This is a genomic window from Neobacillus drentensis (assembly GCF_036962765.1).
Classification (GTDB): Bacteria; Bacillota; Bacilli; order Bacillales; family Cytobacillaceae; genus Neobacillus; species Neobacillus drentensis_C.
The window spans coordinates 22,726-29,525 of the sequence record NZ_JBALOS010000120.1; the positions used below are offsets into that span (position 1 = coordinate 22,726).

Consider the following 6,800-nt stretch of genomic DNA (forward strand, 5'->3'; position numbering starts at 1 on the left):
ATCGTCTAAAAGCTAAGTTCGTAGCTGTTTTAGGTGATGAGGAACTTAAAAACAATAAAATCAATGTAAAAAATATGGCTACAGGTGAGCAAGTAGAAATTGATTTAGCAGCTTTTATTACACAATTTAAAGAGTTGCAGGAATAAGAGGAGGATAATTATGTTTGGCAGATCATATTTTTGTGGGGAAGTTCCTGAATCAGCTGTCGGTGAAAAGGTAACATTAAAAGGCTGGGTCCAAAAAAGACGCGACCTTGGGGGATTAATTTTTATTGATCTTCGCGACCGTTCAGGTGTTGTTCAAGTAGTTTTTAATCCTGATTTATCGAAAGAAGCATTGCAAATTGCTGAAAGAATCCGTAATGAGTTTGTTTTAGATATTGTTGGTACTGTTGTAGCGCGCGATGCGGCGACCGTCAATGAAAATTTAAAAACTGGGAAAATTGAGGTACAGGCGGAAAAAGTAACAATTATAAATGAGGCAAAAACACCGCCGTTTATGATCTCTGATAAAACAGATGCGTCAGAAGATGTCCGTTTAAAATACCGCTACCTAGATTTCCGTCGTCCTGTTATTTTTGAAACCTTAAAGATGCGTCATCAAGTGACAAAGCAAATCAGAGATTTTCTTGATGGTGAAGGCTTCTTAGATATTGAGACACCAATATTGACAAAAAGCACTCCTGAGGGAGCACGTGATTATTTGGTTCCAAGCCGTGTTCATCCTGGTGAATTCTATGCCTTGCCGCAATCACCACAGTTGTTTAAACAGTTGCTTATGGTGGGCGGAATTGAACGCTATTATCAAATTGCACGCTGCTTCCGCGATGAGGATTTACGTGCAGACCGTCAGCCAGAATTTACCCAAATCGATATCGAAACAAGCTTTTTAAGCCAAGAGGATATCATGGGCATGATGGAAAAAATGATGACAAAGTTAATGAAAGAAGTGAAGGGTGTTGACCTGCCTGACGCTTTCCCGCGAATGACCTATGACGAAGCCATGAGCCGCTATGGTTCTGATAAACCTGACACTCGTTTTGGATTAGAGCTTGTTGACCTTTCCGAAATCGTCAAGGATTCTGGCTTTAAAGTGTTTGCTTCAGCAGTGGCAAATGGTGGTCAAGTAAAAGCAATCAATGTGAAAGGTGCAGCCGACAACTACTCACGCAAAGACATTGATGCCTTAACCGAGTTCGTGGCTGTATACGGCTCGAAGGGGCTTGCTTGGCTTAAAGTAGACGATGAAGGGCTAAAGGGCCCAATCGCTAAATTCTTCTCTGAAGAGGACGCTCAAGCCCTTAGAGCGACACTTGAAGCGGCTGAAGGAGACTTACTTCTATTTGTTGCAGATAAGAAAAAGGTTGTTGCCGATGCTTTAGGCGCCCTTCGACAAAAGCTTGCTAAAGATTTAAATTTAATTGATCCTAGTTTGTTCAATTTCTTATGGGTAACTGACTGGCCGTTACTTGAGTATGATGAAGAAGAAGGCCGTTATTACGCTGCCCACCATCCATTTACGATGCCGTTTAGGGAAGATCTTGAATATTTAGATTCTGATCCTTCCAAAGTACGTGCGCAAGCATATGACATTGTCTTAAATGGATATGAGTTAGGTGGAGGCTCACTCCGTATTTTTGAACGGCCGATCCAAGAAAAGATGTTTAACATTCTTGGCTTTACACCTGAACAGGCAAATGAGCAATTCGGTTTCTTATTGAATGCATTTGAATACGGTACACCTCCGCATGGCGGTATTGCACTAGGATTAGACCGATTGGTTATGCTTCTTGCTGGCAGCACCAACTTAAGAGATACTATTGCATTCCCGAAAACTGCAAGTGCCAGCTGCTTGTTAACAGAGGCTCCGGGTGAAGTTTCCGAGGCTCAATTGAAGGAATTAAATTTGTCACTTAATGTAAAAAAATAGCAGGAAATCGCTTTCATGATTCCTTGAATCCCGATTTCTAATATGCTATTATAAGAGCAACAAAAAGAGTCCTGAAATGTACGTTGCGTTGCCTGAAGTTTTGACCGAACATTATTTATTCGGGAGTCTAGAGTTTCCTGAATGCGTAAATGCCTCACCCAGCTACGGGTTAGGGGACTTACAATTTCGGGAACAGGACACCCACCTGCTAGATGCGGGATCAAAACTAGGGAATTAAAAGTGACGGCATCATTGGGACTCTTTTCTATTGCTTACCTCAACCTCCTGGCTGTAACAGGAGGTTTTATTTCGCTTTGAACACTATAATTCCTATCAAGATACTTGTTTTTGATGGAGTGTATGATATATTTTTAATCGGGAAAAAGAAACGTAACGAAATTAATAAATTGGAGTGAACATAATGCTGCATCAATTTTCACGTAATGAACTTGCCATCGGTAAAGAGGGCCTTGATATTATGAAAAATAGTACGGTCGCTGTTTTAGGAATCGGTGGAGTAGGTTCTTTTGCTGCTGAAGCGTTAGCCCGTTCTGGAGTAGGCCGGTTAATTTTAATAGATAAAGACGATGTCGATATTACCAATATCAACCGCCAACTGATTGCCTTGCTTTCCACAGTTGGAAGACCGAAAGTAGAAATTATGGAGGAGCGGATTAGAGATATTAATCCAGACTGCGAAGTCATCTCTTTAAAAATGTTTTATACCGAAGAGACATATGAACAAATTTTTAGTCACAATTTAGATTTCGTCGTCGATGCTTCTGATACAATCGTTTATAAGATTCATTTAATGAAGGAATGCTTAAAAAGAAATATCCCGATTATCTCAAGTATGGGTGCAGCCAATAAAATGGACCCTACCCGTTTTAAAATTGCCGATATTTCAAAGACTCATACGGATCCGATTGCGAAAGTCATTCGTACGAAACTGCGTAAAGAAAGAATCCACAAAGGTATTCCGGTTGTTTTTTCCGATGAAAGCCCAATTGTGATTCGTGAAGATGTTAAAAAAGAAGTAGGAAATGAAAATGCACCCATCCGAAAAGCTCAAATGCCGCCAGCATCTAATGCCTTTGTTCCATCAGCTGCCGGTCTAATCATGGCAAGCTATGTGGTGCGGCAATTATTAAGCAGCATCAAAATTCAACGTGTATCGGATGAAAAATAAGTGTTTATCGGGCCCTGAATCTTTTGGTTTGGGGTTTTTCTTTGGCACAAATCGTTGATTACAAACATGTCACTTTGCAGTTGTTCAGTTAGTTGATCAAACATTAATTCACCCTGGTAGCCTTTTTCAAGCTTAAAATAGTACTTCTTTTCTTTTGGAGATAAATTGCTTCGTATGCTTAGTGATCTTATAATTTTTAATTCAACAGACTCAGATCGAGATTTTAATAGCATGGTCCACTTCCTTTCATTAATTAGAACTCTAATCATATCTTACAAAAAAATAGGTATCGTTCCGCGAGAAGCGTATGAATATTTTGTTAAAATTTACTAAAACCATCATTATTGAGAGTCGAAATTAACCGGTTAATCAATTATTTAGGAAGTTATAAGGAGGAAAATTTTTCTGCAATAAGATAAACTAGATAACGATACATAGAGAGGAGAGAGAGTTTGGAAACTATTGTTGAATTGAAAAATGTAACGAAGGTAATTAAAGGCCGCACTATCATAGATAACATAAGCTTTCAAGTTAACAAAGGAGAGGTCTTTGGCTTTTTAGGCCCAAATGGAGCTGGTAAAACAACGACGATTCGAATGATTGTAGGGTTAATGGCCATTACTTCAGGGGATATTGAGGTTGGCGGTTCCAGTATAAAAACTAATTTCGAAGACGCAGTTCGTCATATCGGTGCAATTGTAGAGAACCCAGAAATGTATAAATTTTTGACAGGGTATCAAAATTTAATTCACTATGCAAGAATGGCAAATGGTATATCAAAAGAAAAGATAGCCGAGATTGTGGAACTTGTAGGTCTATCTGACAGAATCCACGATAAAGTAAAAACCTATTCCTTGGGAATGAGACAAAGATTAGGATTGGCTCAATGTCTATTGCATGACCCTCAAGTTTTAATTCTCGATGAACCTACCAATGGATTAGATCCGGCAGGTATTCGAGAAATCCGCGACTATGTCCGCCTCCTGGCCCGTGAAAAAAATTTGGCCGTTATTGTTTCAAGCCATCTGCTTTCAGAAATGGAAATGATGTGTGACCGAATTGGCATTATTCAAAATGGCCGTTTGATTGATGTCCAGCTTGTCCAAGAGCTTGTTCACGGAGCTGCTGGTATGACCTATGAACTAGAAGTAGTCCCGGCAGATAAAGCCTTGAATTTGATTGAAGTTCACTATCCTAATGTTCGGGCAAATCGGTCAAGGAATGGGATAACAGTTGAAATTCCAAAAGAACAAATTCCGTTGTTAATTAAAACGTTTGTTAGTGAGGATATTCAAGTTTTTATGATTAGAGAAGTTGCGAAGACGTTAGAGGATCGCTTCCTTGAATTGACAGCTAATAAGGGGGTGCCTAATCGTGGTTAATTTAATTAAAAATGAGTGGATGAAAATTTTTAAACGTCCTGGCACCTATGTAATGATTGCGATTCTTATTGTCATCACATCCATCTTTGGGGTTTTTCACAAATACCAGGAAAAGGATTTCAGCCTAGATAAAAACTGGGAACAAACATTACAACAGGAAAATGAAGCGTTGAAAAAGCAGATGAAGCAAAGCAATTCAAAGCTCGAGAAGCAATATTTCAAGGAAGAAATCGCCATTAATGACTACCGTATCAAGCATCATATTCCCTTCAATGAAAAATATAATGTCTGGACGTTTGTAAAAGATACATCTCAACTTATTATCCTTGCAGGCCTTTTTACCATTATCATTTCGGCTGGAATTGTTGCAAGTGAATTCAACTGGGGAACAATCAAATTGTTATTAATTCGACCGATAAACCGGAGCAAAATTTTGACCTCGAAATATTTGACTGTCCTATTGTTTGCGGTATTGATGCTGGCAATTCTCTTTGTTTTCTCAACCCTGATTGGTGCCATTCTTTTTGGATTGCCAGACCATCCGGTTCCATATTTGAATTATGCCAATGGCCAGGTAACCGAACAACCGATTGTTGTCCATTTGCTGGTCTATTATGGATTAAGTTCGATTGACACGATTATGTTAGCGACAATGGCTTTCATGATTTCATCCGTATTCAGGAACAGTTCCTTAGCAATCGGCTTATCCTTGTTTTTATTGTTTACTGGTGCCCAATTTACTGTATTGTTGTCCCTGAAATTTAGCTGGGCTAAATACATCTTATTTGCCAACACAAACCTAATGCAGTATGTAGAAGGAACACCAATGGTTCAAGGAATGTCAATGTCCTTCTCAGTCATCATGCTGCTCATCTATTTTGCTATTTTCCAACTATTAGCATTCGTTGTTTTCAAAAAACGGGATGTAGCCTCATAAAAAAGAAAAGGGTGTCAGGCACCATGTGAATTTTTCACATGGTGCCTGACACCTATTTTTTTCTTGTTAACTTTTCGTAGACGATGGCGAGGGCTTGTTCGAATTTTCCGGTTTTTTTGGGTTGATAGTATTGTTTGTGTTTTAGTTTGTCGGGCAGGTATTGTTGTGGGACCCAGCCGTTTTCGTAGTCATGTGGATATTTGTAGCCGATTCCTCTGCCAAGTTCTTTTGCCCCTTTGTAATGAGCATCCTTGAGATGGTCAGGTACTTCGCCGACGATGCCTTTTTGGATATCTTCGAGTGCAGCCTGTATAGCTAGGACTGCCGAGTTAGATTTTGGTGACAGGCATAATTCTATCACAGCGTTTGATAGGGGTATTCTTGCCTCGGGAAAGCCGATTCTTTCTGCTGTTTCAATCGCTGCTAACGTGCGGGCTCCAGCTTGTGGATTAGCTAACCCGACATCTTCATAGGCGATCACAATTAATCTTCGGCTGATACTTGGCAGGTCTCCAGCCTCGATTAATCGCCCTAAATAGTGTAGAGCGGCATTGACGTCGCTTCCGCGAATCGACTTTTGAAAGGCAGATAGAACATCATAATGCTCATCCCCGTCTTTATCAGCAACGAGGCTCTTTTTTTGCAAACATTCTTCAGCTGTTTCCACATCGATATGTATGATGCCATTTTCACCTTTATCCGTGGATAATACGGCTAATTCTAAGGCGTTTAAAGAACTCCTTACATCCCCATTTGATCCTTGGGCAAAATGCAGTAATGCTTCCTCTGCAATTTCTACTTTGATTTTCCCTAATCCCCGCTCCTCATCCAAAAGGGCCCGATTTAATGCTTGTATCACTTCATCAGGAGTTAACGGCTTTAACTCAAAAATCTGACAGCGGCTCCGGATAGCAGGATTGATGGCATGATATGGATTACTAGTGGTAGCGCCAATTAATACGATCATTCCGTTTTCTAGATATGGTAATAAAAAATCCTGCTTCCCTTTATCTAAACGATGGACTTCATCGAGGAGCAAAATCACTTTTCCCGACATTTTTGCTTCTGCTGCAACAATTTCCATATCTTTTTTATTATTTGTAACAGCATTAAGAGTTCGAAAGGCATATTTAGTGCTGCCTGCAATCGCACTGGCAATGGACGTTTTGCCAATTCCAGGCGGTCCATATAATATCATCGAGGTCAGCTGTTTCGCTTTTACCATTCTTGAAATTATTTTTCCATCGCCAACCAAATGCTGCTGCCCGACAACTTCTTCGATCGTTCTAGGCCGCATTCGGAATGCTAAAGGCTTTTGCTGCTGCATATTACATCTCTCCAAAATTTATTCACAATCTGACTT

General features: G+C 39.9%; 6 protein-coding genes and 1 other RNA gene. 6 read left to right on the forward strand and 1 reads right to left on the reverse strand.

Annotation, left to right across the window (positions count from 1 at the left end):
• The 6 genes from V7137_RS15535 to V7137_RS15560 all read left to right on the forward strand — a co-directional run.
• Positions 1-146: His/Gly/Thr/Pro-type tRNA ligase C-terminal domain-containing protein (locus tag V7137_RS15535; protein ID WP_335698946.1), on the forward strand; the 146-nt coding region annotated here is incomplete at its 5' end.
• A gap of 13 nt (positions 147-159) precedes the next feature.
• Positions 160-1,929, forward strand: a complete 1,770-nt coding sequence (aspS, locus tag V7137_RS15540) for an aspartate--tRNA ligase (protein WP_335698923.1) — start codon at positions 160-162, stop codon at positions 1,927-1,929.
• A gap of 65 nt (positions 1,930-1,994) precedes the next feature.
• Positions 1,995-2,192, forward strand: a non-coding RNA gene (gene ssrS, locus V7137_RS15545) — 6S RNA.
• Positions 2,193-2,350: 158 nt separating this feature from the next.
• On the forward strand, positions 2,351-3,118 hold the full coding sequence (locus V7137_RS15550) for a tRNA threonylcarbamoyladenosine dehydratase (RefSeq protein ID WP_335698924.1): 768 nt from the start codon (positions 2,351-2,353) through the stop codon (positions 3,116-3,118).
• 452 nt (positions 3,119-3,570) lie between these two features.
• Positions 3,571-4,500: an ABC transporter ATP-binding protein gene (locus V7137_RS15555; protein ID WP_335698925.1), complete on the forward strand. Its 930-nt coding sequence runs from the start codon at positions 3,571-3,573 to the stop codon at positions 4,498-4,500.
• A complete protein-coding gene (locus V7137_RS15560) occupies positions 4,493-5,437 on the forward strand; it encodes an ABC transporter permease (protein WP_335698926.1) in 945 nt (314 codons plus the stop codon). Before V7137_RS15555 ends, V7137_RS15560 begins: the two co-directional genes overlap by 8 nt.
• Before the next feature lie 52 nt (positions 5,438-5,489).
• Here V7137_RS15560 and V7137_RS15565 read toward each other — a convergent pair whose 3' ends face one another.
• The gene (locus V7137_RS15565; protein ID WP_335698927.1) at positions 5,490-6,764 is read right to left on the reverse strand and encodes a replication-associated recombination protein A; all 1,275 of its coding nucleotides are present in this window, start codon (positions 6,762-6,764) and stop codon (positions 5,490-5,492) included.
• Positions 6,765-6,800 lie beyond the last annotated feature (36 nt).